An 18,403-nucleotide genomic window follows, 5' to 3' on the forward strand; every position below is an offset into this window, starting at 1 on the left:
TTACGCCCAGCGTTTAATGATAATCGAGGTATTGATGCCGCCAAACGCGAAGTTATTGCTCTGCAGATACTCGCAGTCAATCTGACGGGCTTCTCCCATAATATAATCTAAAGCCCCGCATTGCTCATCCGGCTGCGTTAAATTGAGCGTCGGGGCAAACCAGCCTTCGCGCATCATCTGCAGGCTCATCCACGCTTCCAGGGCGCCGCAGGCCCCCAGCGTGTGGCCAAAATAGCTCTTCAGCGAGGAAACCGGCACGCTGTCACCGTAGATGGCGGCCGTGGCCTGGCTTTCGGCGATATCGCCGCGGTCGGTGGCGGTACCGTGCGCGGAGATATACCCCATATCCCGGGCGCTTAACCCCGCCATCGCCAGCGACTGCTCCATGCATATCTGCATGGTGTCACGCTGCGGCTGGGTGATATGGGCCGCGTCACAGTTGGTGGCAAAGCCCACGATCTCACCGTAGATGGTGGCCCCGCGCGCTCTGGCGTGCTCAAGCTCCTCCAGAATCAGGGTGCCTGCGCCTTCCCCAATCACCAGACCATCGCGCTGCGTATCGAACGGCGAGGGGGTGGTTTTGGGTTCGTCGTTGCGCTGGCTGGTGGCAAACAGCGTGTCAAACACCGCCGCTTCAGACGGACAAAGCTCTTCCGCCCCCCCCGCGACCATCACGGTCTGATACCCGTGGCGAATTGCCTCCCAGGCGTAGCCAATCGCCTGGCTGCCGGAGGTACAGGCGCTCGACGTTGGGATCACGCGGCCACGTAGTCCAAAGAACAGGCCGGTATTCACCGCGGTGGTGTGCGGCATCATCTGGACGTAGGTTGTCCCGGTGATGTTATTGGTGTGCTTTTCGGTAAGCATGGTCGCGAATTCGCTGACCGGGCCGGTGCTGCCTGTCGAAGAACCGTAGGCGATGCCGGTTTGCCCGTTGGTGAGCACCGCTTCGCCAATCAGCCCCGCCTGCTCCAGCGCCAGCTCTGTGGCGCGGGTAGACATCAGCGACACGCGACCCATGGCGCGAATACGCTTGCGGGTATAGTGTTCCGGCAGCGCGAAATCGTCGATCGGCGCGCCCAGCAGGGTGTGCAGGCCATCATAAACCTGCCATTCCGGCATTTTACGCACGGCGTTTTCATACGCCAGCAGTCGGCTGGAAACGGACTGCCAGTTCTCGCCAAAGGCGGTGACGCCGCCCATGCCCGTAATCACCACGCGACGCGTCATAGCATTCCTCCGTTAATCGAAATGACCTGGCGGGTGACGTAGCCCGCGATATCCGACATCAGATAGCTTGCCAGCCCGGCGACCTCCTCAGCCTGGCCCATACGTTTCATTGGGATGATGGACATCGCTTCCTTCAGCGCGGCCTCCTCCATTTCAATCATGCCGGTATCAATCAGCCCTGGCGCAATGCAGTTCACGGTGATTTTTCGTTTTGCCAGTTCGATCGCCAGCGCTTTGGTGGCGCCGATAATGCCCGCTTTGGCCGCACTGTAGTTCACCTGGCCGCGGTTGCCCATCACGCCGGAGACGGAGGATAAGGTAATAATGCGCCCGCCCTGACGGGTGCCGATCATGGGCATAATGCAGGGGTGTATGACGTTATAAAAACTGTCGAGATTGGTGTGGATCACGCTGTCCCAGTCGTCTTCACTCAGTGCCGGAAAAGCGCCATCGCGGGTAATTCCGGCGTTGCTGACCACGCCATACCATGCGCCATGGGCATCAATTTCCTGCTCAAGCACTTCACGGCACTGCTCGCGGTTGCCTACGTCAAACGAGAGTAAACGGCCGCTGCCGCCCGCCTGCGTGATGGCGTCCAGCGTCTCCTGCGCGCCTGCGGCATCACGATGGTAATGCACGCCGACGGTGAACCCGTCAGCGGCAAGCTGGCGGGCGATGGCGCGACCAATGCCTTTGCTGGCCCCTGTGACCAGTACGGAACGACTCATGCTTGGGATCCCTGATTAAAAAGCGATGTTAATTCTTCTGCAGTCGGCTGGAAGGTATTGACCCGGCCCGTGGCCAGCGTCTCTTCACCTGCGCAAATCGTGCATTCAAAACTGCCGAAGCGTTCGTCCTGCATCAGCAGCTTAACGGTAATGTCCAGCGTTAAGCCTTTGGCGAAACGCCCGCTGGCGCAGACCAGCTCGCGCGCGCCGAGCACCATGCCCAGCGCGATATGTTCCTGCCCCTGCTGCTGACGATGCCAGCCCGACCAGACGCCAACGGTCTGCGCCATTAGCTCGAGCGCGTACCAGCCCGGCAGGTCGCCATCGGCATTGAGAAACGGCGCCAGCACGCTTTGCCTGTCAACCGCCACGCGGCAGACCGCCATGTCATCCGTCACATTTTCAACGGACCCCAGCAGCATCATGGGCGCATCGTGCGGCAAATAGGCTTCGGGTGATAGATAGCTCATGACGCTCTCCCCAGCAGAATGCTGGCGTTATTGCCGCCAAACGCGAACGAGTTAGACAAAATCACCGGCTTTTTCAGGGCGGTGCTCTGGTGCAGCAGGCCGCACGGCGCCAGCGTCTCGTCCGGAGCGTAGCGGGAAAAATCCTGCGGCGGCAAGGGCAGATCGCGCGTCAGGATAAGCCAGCTCAAAGCCGCTTCGGTAATGCCGGCAGCGCCCAGCGTGTGGCCGGTAAGGTGTTTGGTTGAACTGCACGGCACGCTTTCTCCGAAGAGATCGTGAACCACCTGTGATTCAATCTGATCGTTGAGCGGCGTGGCCGTACCGTGCAGGTTGATGTAGCCGATGTCGTCCGGCTGCATGCCCGCTTCGCTGAGCGCCTGAGTGATAGCCCTTATCGCCCCGTCGCCCTGCGGATGCGGGGCGGAAATATGGTACGCATCGCTGGATTCGCCCGTGCCAAGCAGCGCCACGTCCGCGGGTTCCCGGCTTAATACCATCAGCGCCGCCGCTTCACCGATGGTGATCCCCCGGCGGTCCCGGCCAAACGGCTCGCAGAGCGTGGGGGAGAAGGATTCAAGACTGTTAAAGCCGTTCACGGGCATCCGGCTCAGGGTGTCTGCTCCGCCGACAATGGCGATATCTACCAGCCCGGCTTCGATCAGGCGTTTGCCGCCGATCATCGCCCGCGCGCTGGAGGAGCAGGCGGTGGAGATCGTATAAGCCGGGCCTTCAAGCTGCAGCCAGTTGGCGAGAAAGCGGGACGGATCGCCCAGCTCCTGCTGCGGATACTGCCAGCGCGTGCTGGTCTCGCCGTCGGTCATGAGACGCACGTGCTCATCGCCTTCATCCAGCCCGGAGGTGCTGGTTCCCAGCACCACGGCCACCCGGTCACGACCAACGCGGGCGATGGCCTCGTCAACGGCGGGCTGAATCTGCGCCAGCGCGGCCAGCAGCAGCTGGTTGTTGCGGGTGCGGTGTGCAGAGAAGGTATCCGGGATGAGCGGCAGTTCGCCTTCCACCCCGCCCAGTACCGCTTCGGACATTCCCTGCAGCCAGCCGGTCCGGGCGTGCATGCCCGGCGCCACGCCCGCAGCCAGGTTGGCGGCAATTTCATCAGGTGAGTTGCCCAGCGCGTTGACCATGCCAACAGCGGATATATAAATCATCTCAGTCACCCAGATATTGAATGGTGATGTGGTATTTGAATACGTGTTGCTCGATGCTAATCGGCTCGCGCTTGCCTTTGCGCTGGAGGTAGACAATCTCCGTCACCAGCTTGCCGCTGGCGTTGCGCAGCTCGCGCCGATCGCCATTGTCCGTTAACGTCCAGCCCTTCGGCAACTGCGGCTGCCAGGCGCTAATCGGCCAGTGGCTGAGCATCACGTCGGCCAGCACCTGGCTGGCGGGCGGCAGCTGCGGCACGACGATCGACTGCTCGGTATGAATACCGCTCTCGTCGTACGTTGCCAGGAACAGGCGAATGCCCACGGAAGAGAGGCCGGCCAGCGTGACCTTATGCGCATCCGCGTTGAGCATCACCAGCAGGGACTGCGTTTGCCCGTTAAAGCTGCCGGTCAGCAGCTGCTGGGAGCTTACCGCCGGGCTGATGCCGGGCGGCGGCAGAGTGACTTTGGTGCCAGGCTGAAGCCAGGCCTGAGGCCGCGTCTCTTTGGTATCGGTCGAATGGCTGCAGCCTGCCAGCAGCAGCGCCGCGGCCAGCGCGACAGCGCGATAAACAGCGTTCATTTACGTTTTCTCTCTTTCTTATCCGGCATCGCCAGCGGTGCCAGCAGGAAGGCGGTGAAAATACCGCTCACCAGCACAATACCAAAGCTGCTGATAGCCTGGGTGGCGCTGAAGACGAGCATGCCCAGCGTCAGCAGGGTGGTCATCATGGCCAGGGTAATCGCCAGCATCGAAGTCAGCGGCGTACCGCGTGGGTTGCTGAAGAACAGCGTGTAGTTAATGCCAATGCCGAGCACCAGTACCAGCGCCAGCAGTGAAAACAGATTTACCGGGTGGCCCGTTGCGGCCAGCGCGGCCAGCCCGCAGCTCAGCGACAGTGCGGACGGCACCAGGCTTATCAGCCCTTTGCGCCAGCCGAGGCGCAGTATCGCCCCGCAGGCAATCACCGCCAGCGCCGCAAACAGTAGCCCCGTCAGCAGCGTGCGGTAGAGGGCAAACAGGCTGTCAAAGCTGGCCTTGCGGTCCACCCAGACGACGCCGTCATGGCGCGCGGCCAGCTCACCGAGCGCCGCGCTGTTTTTTGCGCCGTCCACCGGCACGAGCACGCCGCTTTCCCCATCGGGCAGGGTCAGCCAGAGCAGGCGCCAGCCCTCGCTGGCCGGACTTTCAAGCCACGCGTCCACGCTGACCGGCATGGCGTCCAGATTGGGGGAAACGGCGTTGAGCCTTGCGCTTTTCAGCACGTTCGTCACCGCAGGCGCGGCGTTCCGCAGTAGCGCAAGGTCGCTTTTCTGGCGGGCCAGCGAGTTCAGCGGCAGGGTGCGCCAGCGGGTGAGATCCCCCGCCTTTTGCGCCTCGGCCAGCGCGGGAGTAAAGGCTTCCAGCCGCTCCAGCGTTTGCTGGGGAGAAGCGCCGTGCACCACAAACCATTTCTGATCGACGCTTTGGCCGGTCAGGGCGGTAATGGTTTTCTCCTGCGCCAGAATATCTTTCGGCAGCGCCTGCAGCTGGGCGATGTCGTCGTCCACCTTCAGGGTGCTCATTCCCACGGCGGAGAGCAGCGCCAGCGCGACGGGCAGACCAACGGACAGTTTTTTACTGCGTCGCCAGGCGGCCAGCCAGCGCAACATCAGGACCATAAAGGGAACCGGGCGCACCGGCAAACCCCGGCACAGCCACGGATGCCAGAAAATCACCGTCAGGCAGGAGGCGCTCAGCCCCGTCGCGGCAAATACCGCCATCTGGCGGATCCCGGGGAAGGGGGCCAGCATCATAATCAGGTAGGCAGCGACGGTCGTCAGCAGCGCCAGCAGCAGCGCATTGCGCACTTTGGCCAGGCTTTGCCAGGGAGAGAGCTCAGCGCCGTGCACCATCCGTTCGGTCAGGTAGTAAAGCGTGTAGTCTGCCGAAATTCCGATGATGCTCATGCTCATCACCAGCGTCATCAGGTGCAGCTCGCCAAAGAGCAGCAGCGTCACCACCGTCCCCGCCAGCGCGCCGATGGCAATGGAGAGCACGCTCAGCAGCAGCGGGCGCAGAGAGCGGAACACCGCCACGATCAGCAGGAACACCCCAAGCAGGGTGGCGATGCCCAGCGTTGAGACGTCGCGTTTAGCCTGCTGGCTGGCATAATCGCTGTAGAACACCGTCCCGCGCGAAAGCAGCTGCGCCTGCGGGTAACGCGCTTTCAGCGTCTGTTGCAGTGCGTTAAGCGTCGTCACGAGCCGGTGGGTCTGCTGCAAATCAAATGATGAGCCCGCCAGTTCGCCGTGCAGCAGATACCAGTAGTTTCCCGCTTCATCTTGCGTGACCAGCCAGCCGTCCATCAGCCGCAGCTTCTGGCCGTTTTGCGCCAGGGCGAGCTGCGAGCCGCGCATCAGCATCAGCGGATCGTTTTGCAGCTCTTTACCGCTGACGCCGGAGAAGGCGGAGTAGAGCTGGGATAAAATCCACTGCGCCTGCGCTTCTCCGCCGTTTTGCAGGCGGGCACGGGTGGCCGGATCAATCAGCCCGTTGCGGTGCTGCCAGAAGAACTCTCCCCAGGCCTTTTGCCCGGCGGCGTCCATCGGGCCTTTGACCTCGCGGAGCGCGTCGCGGCTGTGCAGCAGTTCAAGCCACTGCTGCGCCACGCGCGGATCGGGTTCTTTGCCGGGGCTGACCAGCCAGACCAGCTGGCGGTCGAGACGCTGCATAAACCCGTCGTTGAGCGCCGGAGGGATCGCCCCCAGCGTCTGCTTCGGCAGCATGGCCAGCACGCTGCTGTTCAGCCGCGCGCCGGGCAGCAGCGACAGCAGCACGCCCAGCATAACCAGACATACCGTGGCCCACAGCAGCGCCGGGCGCAGGGATTTACGGTGCGGCAAAGCGTTGGCGTTCGTCATCGGTCAGGCTGGCGGGCGTCAATTGGTGGTTTGAAAGGGCGATATCGGTACGGTCGCCCTGCCTGTCGTTCAGGCGGATCGTCTCAAGATAGGTCGCGCCGCCCAGATCGAGGGTGGCGAAAATCTTGTCCAGCGGCGTCGTTTTTGGGGTAAGCACCAGCGACCAGCGGCCCGCGCCCAGGTCTTTAAAATCGATGCGGAAGTTCTCTTCCAGCACCTTGCGGTCGGCCTGGAACAGGGCCCGCAGCAGGTGGTTGAACTGGAACATCTGCGGATTATTGTCGGCGGTGATGGTCTGCGGCGGCTGGCCGTTGATCGCCTGAACCATCCGCTTGTCGTCCAGCAGCAGCGTCATCGGAAACGGCGCTTTTTGATCCCACAGCAGGCCGCTGTCGCGGGCGATCAGCATCTCGCCCTGCGAGCGCAGCGGCTGCGGCATATCTTTTATCGTGCGGACCTGTTCGAAGTGCGCGCGCACCACGGGCTGCTCGGTGAAGCGCTGCTGCAGTTCATCCAGCGTCACGGCGCTGACCAGCGGGCTGACGAGCAGCGTCAGCAAAGGCAACCATTTCATGGCGTGACTCCCATACGTTCAAACAGTACTGCCGGACTGACAAAGCACATTTCGCGGGTGGCTTCTTCCACCGCCACCTGGATGGTGTAGCCGGTGGTGGTGCGTTTGCCGGTTTGCGCATCGAAAATTTGATAGGCAATGCGCAGGCGGTTTTCATACTCTTCAATCTGCGCGCGAACGCGAATGCGCTGCTCAAAGGTCACCGCATCGCGGTATTTCACCCGCGTGTCGACAACGGGCCAGACGTAGCCGGAGGCTTTCATCTGGCGATAGCCATAGTCAAACTGATTGAGCAGCGCCTCGCGGGCGATCTCAAAGTAGCGGAAATAGTTGCCGTGCCAGACCACGCCCATCATATCGACGTCGTGGAACGGAACGGTGATCTCAACTTCAGTCGTAAAGCGGGGATCGGTCAGCACCCTTTACTCCTTCTCTCTGGACTCTGGCAGATGCCAGAAATCGAAAAAATTAAACCAGTCGAGCGGCGACATCAGGGCGTAATGCTCCAGCCGCTGCGCGTAGCGATCGACGGTAGCCTGCAGCGCCTGCTGGCGTTCCACGCGCGGCAGGATCAGCGGGTCGGCAAACGGCTCGCTGTGCAGGACGAGCTTCCCCTGCTGGCGCAGGGCGAAAATCAACACCACCGGACAGCGCAGAATGGAGGCCAGGATAAACGGCCCCTGAGGGAACGGTGCGGGCTGGCCCATAAACTGGCTCCAGATCACCCGCCACTCGCCGCCACGCTGCGGGTTGACGGCGATGCGGTCGCCCACGATCGCGACCCATTCTCCGCGCTCAAGCTTCTCTTTGATGGCAATGGCGGTGTCCGGGCCGATGTCGGTGACCGACATCAAATTCACGCCGGCCTGGGGCGCCATTTCGCTCATAATTTGCTTAAAACGCCGGGCGTTCTCGCTGAAGACCAGGGCGTTGATGGTTTTGCTGCCGTCCAGCTGGGCCAGCGCCCGGCAGGCTTCTACGTCGCCAAGATGCGAGGCCAGCAGCAGCTTGCCCTGCGGCGCCGCGATATTAAGCGTTTCGCTCGCGCCGGGAGCAAAGACCACGTCGCGCTTAAACTTCAGCTCGCCGCGCCAGCTGGCGACTTTGTCCAGCATCGCGTTGCCGAAGCGCATGAAATGGAAAAAGCTGTTGAGACGTGCTGGCACAGGCATGTTCCGCTGCATCAGCACCTGCTTCACGCGTGCAATCCACTGCCGCGAAGCCTGCCGCGCCGGACGCGCGATCAGCCAGTAGACGCCGATCACCGGCCACAGCAGCACGGTAAACGCCCGCCGCCCCAGCAGCTGCCAGACGCGGAGCATCAGGCGCATGCCCCACAGGCCTTTAACCTCGTCCTGCTGCGCCCAGTGCTGGCCGCGTCGACGGAAGAGCAGGCCGGGAATGCGCGGAAGCATGCCGAAGAACAGCCGGGTATGCATCAGGGAGATCCGCACGTTATCTTTCAACGCGTCGAAGTGGGACAACCCGTCCTGCGGATAGGTCACGCGGGTGGGCAGAAAGACGCTGGTGTTGCCCTGCCAGTAGAGACGGACCATCACTTCGGTGTCAAAGTCCATCCGTTTACCGAGCGTTTCACGCGCGGCGAGCCGCAGCGTGGGCGAGACCGGGTAGACCCGAAAGCCGCACATACTGTCTTTAAGCTGCAGGGATAAGGTCTCAATCCATACCCAGACGTGGGTGACCCAGCGCCCGTAGAGCCGCGAGCGCGGGATGGAATCATCGTAAACGGGCTGGCCGGAAATCAGCGCGTCCGGGTGGCGCTCCGCCAGCGCCAGCATTTTGGGAATATCTTCGATGGCGTGCTGGCCGTCCGCGTCCACCTGCAGGGCGTGGGTATAGCCCGCACGCGCGCACTCCTCCAGCCCCCTGATGACCGCGGCACCTTTGCCGGCGTTTTGCGCCAGACGGACCAGCGTCATCTGCGGCTGCTCCGCCGCCAGCCGCTCAAGCTCCTGGCGGGTGGCGGCTTCGCTGCCGTCATCCACCACCAGGCACGGCAGGCCAAACGGCGAGAGGCGCGACAGCACGCTGGCCATCGTGGCGCCGTGGTTGTAGCACGGGATCAGCACGCAGGGGCGGAAGGTTACTGACATAGACGAATTTTCCCGCTGCTGGCGGTATGGCGTTCAGCCCCGTCATGACGCAGGTAGCTGAAGGTCAGCAGTTTGCGCCCGGCATGCCACTCAAGCACCAGCGTCACCGTGGTTTCCGGCAGCAGAGGCGCCTGGAACTTCACGTTTTGAATGCTGTGAAAGCGGTAGCCCGGTGCCAGTAAGGTCGTTGCGTAGTGCATCACCCAGTCGAGCTGCGCAACGCCGGGCAGCAGCGGCTGTACGGCAAAATGGCCCTGAAACCAGAACAGAGAGGCGTCGAGATGCAAAACGATCTCCAGCTTCTCCGGCTGTGCCTGATGGCGCTCGATTTCATGAATTTTCATGAAATAACTCCTCTAACTGCGCATAGACACGCTTGTTCATACTGTTTACCGGCATCTCATCGACAATGCGCCAGTAGCGTGGAACGGCGACCGGCTCAAGCCACGGCAGCAGGGCGCGTCGCCAGGCGAACTCCTGCGCTTTTTTATCCTGCAGATGCCAGCGCTGACGAACCGCCTCATCCAGCACCAGCAGGACGCCAATCCCCTGACGGCCCCCGCGCGTAACCGGCAGCGCAGCCGCCTCGCAAACGCCGTCGAGCTCCAGCAGGCGATGCTCGATCTCGTTAAGCGAGATGCGCTTTTCTTCAATTTTGACCACCCGCCCGCGACGACCGGCGATGCTAAACAGCCCCGCACTGTCGAAGTGGAGGATATCGTCCAGCTGGAGTCCTTCAGCCTCATGGATAAGTGGCGAAGTGACGCGGCAGGCGTCATCTTCCTGATGGAAGTTTACGCCGGGGAAGGGTAGCCACGGCAGGTTATCTTCCACGCGATGGCGCCAGGCGAGGATCCCGGTTTCGGTGCTGCCATAAATTTCGTCCGGCCAGATGTTAAGCCAGCCAGCCGTGGTGGAGACGTCACGCCAGGGCAGCATTCCGCCCGCGGAAATCAGCATCCTGACGGGCGGCGCGGCCAGTTCGGTATCCAGGCGTTTCAGGAACGCCGGGCTGCTGATGAACAGGTAATGCCGGTCATGAGGAAGGGCGGCCAGCTGCTCTGCGTAGTAGAGCATCGCGGCATGCAGCGGCAGGCCCATCGCCATCGGCAGTACGATGCGAAATGTCAGGCCATAGAGATGTTGCGGGACGACGGAGGCCACAACGCTACAGCCAGCCAGACGTTCGCCGAAGCGGTCAGCCAGCAGGCGGGCTTCGCGATCCAGGCTGACGATGTGCTTAACCACCCGGCGCGGCGTTCCCGTGGAGCCGGAGGTGAACAGCTCGACGAAGCGGTTTTCGTTAATCTCCGGCAGGGGTACCCAGCGGGCGATCGTCTGGTGGCGGGAGGCTACCACAATCAGCTGCCCGTCAATATCGAGGGACCGATCGCTCAGGACGCCGCTAAACAGCGGCTGCTGCTCCTCAAGCAGCGAAACGCGGCTATGGCCGGGAATGACCGGCGTTTTACCGGCATGCAGCGAGGCCAGCAGCGCAACGATAAACAGGTAGCTGTTTTCAAAGCACAGCGCCCAGCGCTCGCCTTCCTGCTGACGCAGGGTGTCGACCAGTAACGTCACGTCGTGGCGCAGCTGGCCCAGCGTCCAGGTACGATCGTCGAGCCAGGCGACGGGCGTGTCGTCAGGGCGGGGCGCGTTTAACCACTGGCCCAGCGGAAGGGGGTTATTCATTGTGCATCTCTTTTTTTATCACCCGCTGGCGCACCAGCCACTCTGCCGCCATCAGCGTCCCCATCAGGATGTAAGCCACCATACCGTTCCACAGCGTCCACAGGTGCATGTCGCCGTGCAGGACGGTATACATCGCCATCGCCCCGTTGCCGATGAAAAATCCGCACCAGACGAGGGTCACCCTGCGGGTATAGCGCACGCCCTCCGGCGGCAAATTTGGCTCTCGCAGGCGCGCCAGGCGTTCGACCAGCGGCATCGCTGTCCAGAGCGAACCGCCGAACACGGCGAGCATTACAAGATTAACGACCACAGGGTAGAACAGCAGCCACTGGTGGGTTTTCAGCAGGTAGCTTGCCGCGCAGAGCGCGATCCCCGCCAGCGCCACGCACTGCACCACATACCGCATCGGGCCGGTGTTACGCCGCGCCTGACGCAGCCGCAGCAGCAACAGCAGCGCCATCACCGGCAGCAGCCACGGCAGGCTGTTATGCGTCAGCCCAAATCCAATCAGGAAGGGCCACGCCAGCAGCATCAGCCCCGTCAGAAGTGGGATGACCGGGAGCGTCCGTCCACCACGCACGGTGTCTTACTCTTCGCGCAGCAGCTGTTCGACGGCGTCTACCACATCCTGAACGGTACGAACCGATTTGAAGGTTTCCGGCTTGATTTTCTTACCGGTTTTCTTCTGCAGATGGACAATCATGTCCACCGCGTCAATGCTGTCCAGCTCCAGGTCTTCGTAAAGACGGGCTTCGGGCGTAATGTCCTGCGGGTCGATTTCAAAGAGTTTGGTCAGAAGGCCGCAGACTTCCTGATAAATGGTTTCTTGTTCGGTCATAGTTCACATCTCAGGCGCGTTGGGCGTGGATAAAGGACGCCAGGGTGGCGACGGAAAAGAAGTGCTGGCGCATCTCTTCGCTTTCGGCAGAAAGCACCACGCCATACTGGTTTTTCACCGCCAGACCCAGCTCCAGCGCGTCGATAGAGTCGAGACCCAGCCCGTCGCCAAACAGCGCGGCATCGGTATCAATATCCTCTGCGGTAAGCTCGTCCAGATTCAGCGTGGTGATAATGAGATTCTTAATTTCAAGATAAAGCGCTTGCATCATTAATTCCTGACAAAGATTGAAGGCCTGATGTTAATCGATGCTGCAGGTGCCGGTTTAACTGCCTTGCCGCCAGTGCCGGTTCTTGTTGCCTTGCATCGTAAAATTCGTCGATGTTCACGCGATCGCGCACATCGACGGTAAAGACAGGTTTTGCGGGCGGTACATCATACCAGCGGCATTTTTTATCCAGCAGGTGCTCGCTGCAGTGGATGAGTACGATCCGCAGATCGCTGCGGCAGCGCACGGCGATATTTGCCGCGCCGCGCTGGAGGGACATTGCCTCACCTGGGCGGGTACGCGTCCCTTCCGGGAAGATTAACAGCGTGTCGCCCTGGGCCAGACGCTGCTGGCTGGCGGCGAGCAGAGGCTCGGCCTCGCTGTTAATCAGATAATCCGCCGCGCGGATAACGCCGCTGACAAACGGATTGCGCAGCAGCGCGCTTTTCACCAGACAGTCGGTTTCGGGCATTACCGACGCCAGAATCACGTAGTCAATTAACGTAGGGTGGTTAGCCACCACCAGGCAGCCCCGATCGCCGCGCAGAGCATCAAGATTGTGGATGCGATAGTCCAGCACCCCGGTGCCGCGGGCAACGGTTAAGAAGAAGCGGAAGCTGGCCGCGATGCTGCGGCGCGCCAGGCGACGGCGTTTGGCGCGATCGCGCTGGGCAATCAGCAGCAGGTTGAACCAGACCAGCGACAGCAGAAGCCCGCCCGCGCCAAACAGCACGAAGCAGAATCCGGTCATGACCAGACGCCATAGCCAGTTGATCCGGGCGGTCAGGCGGTTCATTGGCGCGCCCACTGCCACAGCAAACGTTCGCCGGGCACCACAAACTTCCGTTCCTCACGGAGATAGCGTTGCAGGAACATCAGGCTTTGCGGCAGGGCGGCTTCCTCGCCCGTGCTGCCGCTGCGGGTTTCGCACTGCCATTCGCTGCCGGCTTCAATCACCAGCGCCACCGCGTACGGCCAGGTAGGCATCTGCGGCGGTAACGCCGGATGGTAAAATTCCGGCAGCGCGCCGTCAAAATCCACCAGCAGGACGCGGGAGTAGCCCGCATGCAGCAGGCTCAGCACTTCACACAGGGCCTGCTGGAAGGTGTCCAGCCCGGCGGAAATGGATGACGAGACAACAGGCTGGCGAGCGGCGATCGTGAGATTGCCCACCGCGGAATTGTGCACGGACATGGCGAAGTCGGTAGGCGAGACGGCCTGCCCGGTCGCCAGCGTATGCAGAATACGGTAATTGCGCTCCAGCTCGCCGTGGCGGCTGGAATAGACGACGGCGTCTATGGCGTGGCTTTGCAGCATGGCAAGACCAATATCCACCGCCAGCTTACTGCCTGAGTTAAGGCGGCGCGCGGTCATCATGGGTAACGCGGTCAGGCGGGGTAGAGGAGCCGTCGGGTCGATGGTCGACTGCAGGCACGACCACGCCTGCCACTCTGCGGCATCGCTTAGTCCTGGCGCTCTTGCCTGCCAGTCAATAATGTTCAGTGAAAATTTCATCTACGCGCGTCCGCGGAATACCGTATTCAAAGGGCAGCCAGGCTGCGCTATTGTTCACGTTTGGTGCAAATTAACAGGGTATGACCTACCCCAAGGTTATCCAGCCGCTGTGCTATGCTGAAGCCCGCCCTTTCCAGGTAGTGATAAAACTTCTCTACGCTGTAAAACCGGCTATTGCCATTCGCCATACAGGTGAAATAGAGCGAGGTGGCATTCAGGCTGAAAGCCGCCGCTTCATATTTCTGGGCATCCCAGAAAAGCTCCATGATGCACAACCGTGCGCCAGGCTTCATGACCTCTGCGACGCGCGTAAGCATGGCGACAATCTGATCCGGAGAGAAACAGTCGAGGAACTGGCTCATCCACCAGACGTCGGCATCTCCCGGCAATGCCGACGGACTAAGCATATCGACAGCATGGAATCCAATACGATGAGAAAAACCTGCTTTTTCGATGTTTTCCTGCGCCAGCGCTATCTGCTGCGGGAGATCGAGGATCGTCACGGCAACATTGTCGTCATAGCGGCAGCAGCGTAACGACCATTTACCTGTATTTCCGCCCACATCGTACAATTTTGTCGGCGAGCTTGCGAATATATATGGCAACGCAGCGTCAAAAGCGGCGTCGGAATAGTAATGATCGAAGGCAAACCAGCTCTCTTTTGCCGGGGCAGGAAGCTGGGATAAAGCCGGATAGATGGTTGGCCAGTCGCCAAACACGGATAATCCAGCCGGTTTTTCTTTCTGCAGGGCATCGGCCAGATGAAATAACCCCTGGTAACAGACGTCCTGCGTGAAATCCATATTAACGCGGGTCATGGTATCGTGGAGTAAGAAATGGCCCACTTTCGCCAGGAAATAACGACCTTCTTTATAAGTAATTATCCGCCCGCTTAATCCCATGTCTAACAATACGCTGACGGCATAACTGCTCAGGGTACTGTTTTCGGTTATTTCGTCGAGGCTTGCCCCCTTATTACCCTGTTTATCGAGCCAGGCGAGAACGCCCGAGTTACGCAGACAAAGCGCGGTCTGAAATAACATCGGCGCAAAAGCGATGCGTTGCGCTTCGGTAATGGCATCCAGCGCGCTGAGCGTGTCCTTTTCGTACATTGTTGCGTAACCTTTCAGGGTAAGAAATGAGGTTATCGGGCCATGTCCGGCCCGACTTTAGAATAATATTACAGCGCGGCACCCGCAGAAAGGTTCAGCTGAATATCGTGGTCGAGGTTGTTCACCCAGCGGTTATAATTTTTGTGAATTTTACCGTCTGCCGCTTTCAGGTTCAGGCTGCTTTCGTAATTAATTGAATAACTTGTCGCAGAGTAGGGAATACGCACCTGGACCGAGTGATCGCGTGCCTGCAGACGGCCCTTAATCACGCCCGGGCCCGCTTCCGTCATGATCCAGTCACGCTTCTGGCCTGCTTTCAAAATGGCTGTTTTCACCTGATCGGCAGTATGACCGGCGCTCACGACAGAGTGAACCTGAGCGATAGGGGCGGTACGCGCACAGCCAGCCAGTGCGCCAACGAATACGGCGGCAGTGCACCATTTAACGAGCTTTTTCATCAACAACTCCATATCAATAATAACAATTAAAGGTAGTGTTTTTTACAAATAAGCATCACCAGGCTTAGGGATTAAGTCAGATGTGTTTTTAATCAATATTAATGTTTACATTACGTCGTCGCTAAGGCGGGGTATAATATCACGCAAAATAATTAATCATTCCGTTTTTTTTAATTTGATTTAAGGGATGTTGCATTTAAGCGAAATCTGGATGAGTTGATAAAAAACGGAAGGAATAAGCCTTAACGCAAATAAAAATACCGCGACGGTGAGCGTCGCGGTATTTGACGGTATAAACCCGTTTACACAGACAGATACGTTACCCCGGCAACCGGCTTTTCGGCCGCCCCGGCCCAAGCAGGATCGCCAGCTTGCTGCCCCCTTTGGTGGTTTCCATCCAGATTTTACATACGCTGGTCAGCGGGACCGACAGCAGCATGCCGACAGGGCCCAGCAGCCATCCCCAAATCAGCAAGGATAAAAACACCACCAGCGTCGACATGCCCAGCCGGTGCCCCATCATGCGCGGTTCAAGAATGTTACCCAGCACCATATGCACGACGAGGAACAGCGCTCCGACCAGCATACATTCGTAGAAACCGTTAAACAGAAACGCCTGAATCATCGGCGGCACGGCGGAAAGCACCGCGCCAATATTCGGCACGTAGTTCAGCAGAAACGCCAGCACCCCCCACATCAGCGCGAACTGGACGTCCATCAGCATCAGCCCCAGCCAGACAATAATCCCGGTCCAGACGCTCAGCAGCGTTTTCAGCGCCAGATATTTGGAGACGCCCTTTAAGGCGCGGTGTAGGCCGGCAATGTGTATTTGCGGGTTATTTAAAGCAAAGCGCAGCTTATACGGAACATGGCGCACTTCGAACAGCATAAACACCACCGTCATGACCAGCAGCAAAATGCTGGCCATCGCGCCGGAAAGGCCGGTCATCAGCGTGGTAGCGTAAGTCATGACCTTCTCGGAATCCATTCTGCGCAGCATCCGTTCTGGCGAAATATGCAGGTTAAGAAAGGGCATCATCTCCTGCAGCGCGACGATTTTACGCGTCAGCTCTTTATTGTACTGCGGCAACATGGTGGAGAATTCGCTCAGCGATGCCGCCAGTACGCCGAAGAGCGCCGTCAGGCCAATCAGCATCACGATAACCACGATGGTGATGGCCACCGGGCGGCTCACGCCCCGGCGTAAAAACCAGGTCACCAGCGGATTGAGGACAATAGCAAAAAAGAGCGCCAGCAGGAGCTGGACGATAATGTCAGCGGCAGCATGTATACCCGCAAGTATAACCACCAGACAGGCGAGTTTTAATAAGATGTGGAGTCCTGCTTTATCAGGCTGGGGAGCTAACATGCGTGTTCCTTAGTAAGATGACCCGATAAGTGTAGTGCCTTAGGGCCGCTTCGTCTGGCACCGATAATCTGAAAGTCGGGGCTGATTTTCTTATTGCTCCGTGGTAATAGTGAAACACTGTTGCAAAAAATTCAGGTAGAACCCCATGCCAGAACCTGCCGCCGAACCGGCGCTGAGCGGATTGCGCCTCAATCTGCGCATTGTTTCCGTCGTTATCTTCAACTTTGCCAGCTATTTAACGATCGGCCTGCCGCTGGCGGTTCTGCCGGGCTACGTCCATGACGTGATGGGTTTTAGCGCGTTCTGGGCGGGGCTGGTCATCAGCCTGCAGTATTTCGCCACGCTCCTTAGCCGCCCGCACGCCGGGCGCTACGCCGACCTGTTCGGTCCCAAAAGCATTGTGGTAGTGGGATTGTGCGGCTGTTTCCTCAGTGGTCTGAGCAACCTGCTGGCTGCCGCTACCAGCCACTGGCCGCTGGTCAGCCTGGCGCTGCTTTGCCTGGGCCGCGTCATTCTCGGGATTGGGCAAAGCCTGGCAGGAACCGGCTCGACGCTATGGGGTGTGGGGGTTGTCGGTGCACCACACATTGGCCGGGTTATCTCGTGGAACGGGATCGTCACCTACGGGGCGATGGCGCTCGGCGCGCCGCTTGGCGTGGCCTGTTACGCCTTTGGCGGTCTGTATGGACTGTCGCTGACCATTATAGCGGTCGCGCTTGTGGCGATACTGTTTGCGCTGCCGCGCCCGAAGGTGAAGGCCAGCAAGGGCAAGCCGCTGCCGTTTCGGGCCGTGCTGGGGCGCGTCTGGCCGTACGGCATGGCGCTGGCCCTGGCGACCACCGGCTTCGGCGTCATTGCGACCTTCATTACCCTGTTTTATGACGCCAAAGGCTGGGAGGGCGCGGCCTTTGCGTTAACCCTCTTCAGCGTTGCGTTTGTTGGCGCACGCCTGCTTTTCCCGAACGGTATCAACCGTCTGGGCGGGCTGAACGTAGCGATGTTCTGCTTTGCGGTAGAGATTGTCGGGCTGCTGTTAACCGGCATCGCCAGCGCGCCCTGGATGGCGAAAATTGGCGTCTTACTGGCGGGAGCCGGTTTCTCGCTGGTCTTCCCGGCGCTGGGCGTGGTGGCGGTGAAAGCGGTGCCGCAGCAGAACCAGGGGGCGGCGCTGGCGACCTATACGGTATTTATGGATTTGTCTTTAGGCATAACCGGGCCGCTGGCGGGGCTGGTGATGGCCTGGGCGGGGGTACCGGTGATCTATCTTGCCGCGGCGGGTCTGGTGATAATTGCCCTGCTGCTGACGTGGCGGCTAAAAAAATGGCCCCCGGTGCAGGCACCGGAGGCCACGTCATCGTCGTGAAGGGTTACTGGATCACGATGGTGTTAATGATGTTTTCAGCAGCCGTCTGCGCTTTCTGCTGATCTTCCGCTGGCAGGGTGATCTGCAGGGTCAGCAGTTTGTTATCAACCTTGCCCAGCACCACAGAAGACCAGGCGGTCTGGCCTTTTGCGGAGATGATGCTGTCCAGCTGCTGCAGCTTATGGCCTTTCAGCTCGATGGATTTATTGGTTACCACCTGCAGCTGCGGGTCGCGGCCGCGCTGCTGATCTTCCAGACGTTTGGACAGGACGGCCAGGTCTTCGCTGGTGTCGTCGCCCACAATCACAATGACCGCTTTCTGGCCGGTTGCGTCGGAGTAAACATGCATGTTATTCGCCTGGGTGCCCAGCTTGCCGCTCTGGTCAGTCATATCGGCTGGCAGAGAGAAACTGAGTTTGCCATCCATCAGATTCACCGGCTGACCGGTCGCGTTGCTTTCTGCGGATGCGCCCTGAGCAGGCGTTTTCGTGTCGCTGTTATCACAGGCTGCAAGACCCACAACCAGCAGGCCAATCCCGACATATTTAACCAGATTGCGCATTGACTTCTTCCTTTCGATAAACGGCCATAGCGGCTCATTCACC

The 18,403-nt window shown here is 60.0% G+C and carries 21 protein-coding genes; 1 reads left to right on the plus strand and 20 read right to left on the minus strand.

The annotated features are described in order from the left end of the window. The 19 genes from APT89_RS00335 to APT89_RS00425 all read right to left on the minus strand — a co-directional run bounded on the left by APT89_RS00335 (position 1) and on the right by APT89_RS00425 (position 16,435). Positions 1 to 1,230, minus strand: a complete 1,230-nt coding sequence (locus APT89_RS00335) for a beta-ketoacyl-ACP synthase (RefSeq protein WP_028014713.1) — start codon at positions 1,228 to 1,230, stop codon at positions 1 to 3. Beyond that, positions 1,227 to 1,958: a 3-ketoacyl-ACP reductase FabG2 gene (locus APT89_RS00340; RefSeq protein WP_028014712.1), complete on the minus strand. Its 732-nt coding sequence runs from the start codon at positions 1,956 to 1,958 to the stop codon at positions 1,227 to 1,229. The genes APT89_RS00335 and APT89_RS00340 overlap by 4 nt, the downstream gene beginning before the upstream one ends. Next, positions 1,955 to 2,428, minus strand: a complete 474-nt coding sequence (locus APT89_RS00345) for an ApeP family dehydratase (protein WP_028014711.1) — start codon at positions 2,426 to 2,428, stop codon at positions 1,955 to 1,957. Before APT89_RS00345 ends, APT89_RS00340 begins: the two co-directional genes overlap by 4 nt. Then, complete coding sequence (locus APT89_RS00350; RefSeq protein WP_060571570.1) at positions 2,425 to 3,594, minus strand: beta-ketoacyl-[acyl-carrier-protein] synthase family protein; 1,170 nt, start codon at positions 3,592 to 3,594, stop codon at positions 2,425 to 2,427. Before APT89_RS00350 ends, APT89_RS00345 begins: the two co-directional genes overlap by 4 nt. A 1-nt stretch (position 3,595) precedes the next feature. Then, the gene (locus tag APT89_RS00355) at positions 3,596 to 4,174 is read right to left on the minus strand and encodes a DUF3261 domain-containing protein (protein ID WP_028014709.1); all 579 of its coding nucleotides are present in this window, start codon (positions 4,172 to 4,174) and stop codon (positions 3,596 to 3,598) included. Continuing rightward, positions 4,171 to 6,495 (minus strand): MMPL family transporter, encoded by a 2,325-nt coding sequence (locus APT89_RS00360; protein ID WP_060571571.1) that lies wholly within the window; start codon positions 6,493 to 6,495, stop codon positions 4,171 to 4,173. Before APT89_RS00360 ends, APT89_RS00355 begins: the two co-directional genes overlap by 4 nt. Further along, entirely contained in the window at positions 6,464 to 7,069 is a 606-nt protein-coding gene (locus tag APT89_RS00365) for an outer membrane lipoprotein carrier protein LolA (protein WP_028014707.1), read from the minus strand. The genes APT89_RS00360 and APT89_RS00365 overlap by 32 nt, the downstream gene beginning before the upstream one ends. Next, positions 7,066 to 7,488: an acyl-CoA thioesterase gene (locus APT89_RS00370; protein ID WP_028014706.1), complete on the minus strand. Its 423-nt coding sequence runs from the start codon at positions 7,486 to 7,488 to the stop codon at positions 7,066 to 7,068. Before APT89_RS00370 ends, APT89_RS00365 begins: the two co-directional genes overlap by 4 nt. A gap of 3 nt (positions 7,489 to 7,491) precedes the next feature. Then, complete coding sequence (locus tag APT89_RS00375) at positions 7,492 to 9,183, minus strand: glycosyltransferase family 2 protein (RefSeq protein WP_060571572.1); 1,692 nt, start codon at positions 9,181 to 9,183, stop codon at positions 7,492 to 7,494. Then, positions 9,174 to 9,527 (minus strand): ApeI family dehydratase, encoded by a 354-nt coding sequence (locus APT89_RS00380; protein ID WP_028014704.1) that lies wholly within the window; start codon positions 9,525 to 9,527, stop codon positions 9,174 to 9,176. The genes APT89_RS00375 and APT89_RS00380 overlap by 10 nt, the downstream gene beginning before the upstream one ends. Next, complete coding sequence (locus APT89_RS00385; protein WP_060571573.1) at positions 9,514 to 10,875, minus strand: acyl-CoA synthetase; 1,362 nt, start codon at positions 10,873 to 10,875, stop codon at positions 9,514 to 9,516. The genes APT89_RS00380 and APT89_RS00385 overlap by 14 nt, the downstream gene beginning before the upstream one ends. Continuing rightward, entirely contained in the window at positions 10,868 to 11,455 is a 588-nt protein-coding gene (locus APT89_RS00390; RefSeq protein ID WP_060571574.1) for a COG4648 family protein, read from the minus strand. The genes APT89_RS00385 and APT89_RS00390 overlap by 8 nt, the downstream gene beginning before the upstream one ends. Positions 11,456 to 11,461: 6 nt before the next feature. Further along, positions 11,462 to 11,713 carry an acyl carrier protein gene (locus tag APT89_RS00395; RefSeq protein WP_024908875.1) on the minus strand — a complete coding sequence of 84 codons (252 nt, stop codon included), beginning with the start codon at positions 11,711 to 11,713 and terminating at the stop codon, positions 11,462 to 11,464. A gap of 10 nt (positions 11,714 to 11,723) precedes the next feature. Further along, positions 11,724 to 11,981 (minus strand): phosphopantetheine-binding protein, encoded by a 258-nt coding sequence (locus APT89_RS00400; RefSeq protein WP_028014701.1) that lies wholly within the window; start codon positions 11,979 to 11,981, stop codon positions 11,724 to 11,726. Beyond that, positions 11,962 to 12,777 carry a lysophospholipid acyltransferase family protein gene (locus APT89_RS00405; protein WP_041911890.1) on the minus strand — a complete coding sequence of 272 codons (816 nt, stop codon included), beginning with the start codon at positions 12,775 to 12,777 and terminating at the stop codon, positions 11,962 to 11,964. Before APT89_RS00405 ends, APT89_RS00400 begins: the two co-directional genes overlap by 20 nt. After that, the gene (locus tag APT89_RS00410; protein ID WP_060571575.1) at positions 12,774 to 13,496 is read right to left on the minus strand and encodes a beta-ketoacyl synthase chain length factor; all 723 of its coding nucleotides are present in this window, start codon (positions 13,494 to 13,496) and stop codon (positions 12,774 to 12,776) included. Before APT89_RS00410 ends, APT89_RS00405 begins: the two co-directional genes overlap by 4 nt. 47 nt (positions 13,497 to 13,543) lie before the next feature. Next, a complete protein-coding gene (locus APT89_RS00415) occupies positions 13,544 to 14,608 on the minus strand; it encodes a class I SAM-dependent methyltransferase (RefSeq protein ID WP_041911892.1) in 1,065 nt (354 codons plus the stop codon). 68 nt (positions 14,609 to 14,676) lie between these two features. After that, on the minus strand, positions 14,677 to 15,066 hold the full coding sequence (locus APT89_RS00420; protein ID WP_028014697.1) for a hypothetical protein: 390 nt from the start codon (positions 15,064 to 15,066) through the stop codon (positions 14,677 to 14,679). A 319-nt stretch (positions 15,067 to 15,385) separates the two neighbouring features. Beyond that, positions 15,386 to 16,435, minus strand: coding sequence for an AI-2E family transporter (locus APT89_RS00425; protein ID WP_041911893.1), 1,050 nt, complete (start codon positions 16,433 to 16,435; stop codon positions 15,386 to 15,388). Positions 16,436 to 16,580: 145 nt separating this feature from the next. Between APT89_RS00425 and APT89_RS00430 the strand changes: the two genes are divergently transcribed. Beyond that, positions 16,581 to 17,798 carry an MFS transporter gene (locus APT89_RS00430; protein ID WP_060571576.1) on the plus strand — a complete coding sequence of 406 codons (1,218 nt, stop codon included), beginning with the start codon at positions 16,581 to 16,583 and terminating at the stop codon, positions 17,796 to 17,798. Positions 17,799 to 17,802: 4 nt separating this feature from the next. Here APT89_RS00430 and APT89_RS00435 read toward each other — a convergent pair whose 3' ends face one another. Then, the gene (locus APT89_RS00435; RefSeq protein ID WP_028014694.1) at positions 17,803 to 18,360 is read right to left on the minus strand and encodes a DcrB family lipoprotein; all 558 of its coding nucleotides are present in this window, start codon (positions 18,358 to 18,360) and stop codon (positions 17,803 to 17,805) included. Between the last annotated feature and the right edge of the window lie 43 nt (positions 18,361 to 18,403).

Source organism: Enterobacter sp. 50588862 (assembly GCF_001462935.1).
GTDB classification, from domain to species: Bacteria; Pseudomonadota; Gammaproteobacteria; order Enterobacterales; family Enterobacteriaceae; genus Enterobacter; species Enterobacter bugandensis.